The sequence below is a fragment of the Citricoccus parietis genome, from assembly GCF_042433045.1.
Taxonomy (GTDB): Bacteria; Actinomycetota; Actinomycetes; order Actinomycetales; family Micrococcaceae; genus Citricoccus; species Citricoccus parietis.
In genome coordinates, this window is the sequence record NZ_JBHLWH010000051.1 from 1 (window position 1) to 1351 (window position 1351).

Consider the following 1351-nt stretch of genomic DNA (forward strand, 5'->3'; position numbering starts at 1 on the left):
ACCGCTGGCTTACTGCGACGGCATGACCCCACTGCCGGCCTCGTCGTCGTGCACCCGACCCCGGCCGGTATCACGTCCCAGGACCTGGGCCACGACCTGCTGCGCGCTCTGGGAAGACCGATCCATCGGCTCGCCGCTGAACGCCTGCAGGGCTCCCGGCCCGCGTGGCGCGCCGTGGCCGCATGGCTCCACGCAGACCAACTCTCCGATCTCATCGTGCTGCGCGCCCACTTGCTCGGCGCCGACCGCTGGAGCCAGCTCATCGAGCTCAGCCGCGGCACTGGCACCCGGTTGACCCTGGTCTGCCACACACGGTCGATCCCCAGTCCCTTGGCTCAGGCGCTTACCAAGATCGACCACCGGATCCTCACCAATCTCGAGCTCCTCGATCTGCCGGCGGGTGGGCACCGACCCAGCGCCCCTCCGGCGGCCGATCCGGGGATGGCTTCCCTGCCGCGCGTCACGTACCCCGGCGTGATCAATTTCCGCCGCTACGCTTTCGACCAACTCGGGCCGATCGAGTTCGCCCGGTTCGATACCATTTACCGGTCGGCCCAGGAGACGACCCTGGCCTGGCTTGATGGCCGCCCCGACGCGGCCACGTCCGACGACGAACGAGAAGCGGCCATGGGTCTGCTTTCGGAGCTGGTCCACGACAGTCCCAGTCGCACCCACACGCTGGCCCGGCTTCGCGGCGCGCAGGCCGCTTTCCGGTGGCACGGATTCAAGCTGACTCTGCCGGCATCCCGGGATCTGCTCGACGTCCTGGCGGGCCCGGGGCTGACCAGCCAACCAGTCACCGACCAGCTACTCGCCCAAATCCGCGCAAACGTAGCGCACAAAGCGATCGCCGCCGCGTTGGCCACGAGCTTGTTTACCGGCCTGGCGCCGACGAGCTTGATGCCCCTGACGTGGAAGTCGCTGACACCGGGCGCCGACCGTCTTCGGATCATCAATCGAGTATCGAGGCTGCAACGTCCAGCGCCGAACGTGTGGCCCCGGCGAACACTCGTTCGCGTCCCGGCCACCTTCTACGTGCCGACCGCCGTCCGGCCCCTGTTCCAAGCCGCCCGAGCATTCATCCCGCCCGACGAGAACATCCGTCATCGCCTCTTCTGGGGCGCCACACCACACCAGATCGAGGCCATGGCCTCGGAGTGCGCCATCACGCTGCCCCACCAGGAGGCCCCGGCGATCGCCTGGCAGGCGTGGATCGAGATCGAACGTGTCGACTATTTCGGCGGCCAGTACGACGTCGACTTCAGCGCCGACCAGCAGTTCCAGCCGCAGCCCGCCCCTATCGAGCCCTCAGCGACCTTGGAAAGGTGAGACCCGAACGGGATGCCCAACC

The 1351-nt window shown here is 67.9% G+C and carries 1 protein-coding gene; it reads left to right on the forward strand.

The annotated features are described in order from the left end of the window. Nucleotides 1-1329 (forward strand): hypothetical protein (locus ACFFIO_RS17255; protein ID WP_378043691.1); only part of this gene is annotated, 1329 nt, incomplete at its 5' end. Between the last annotated feature and the right edge of the window lie 22 nt (nt 1330-1351).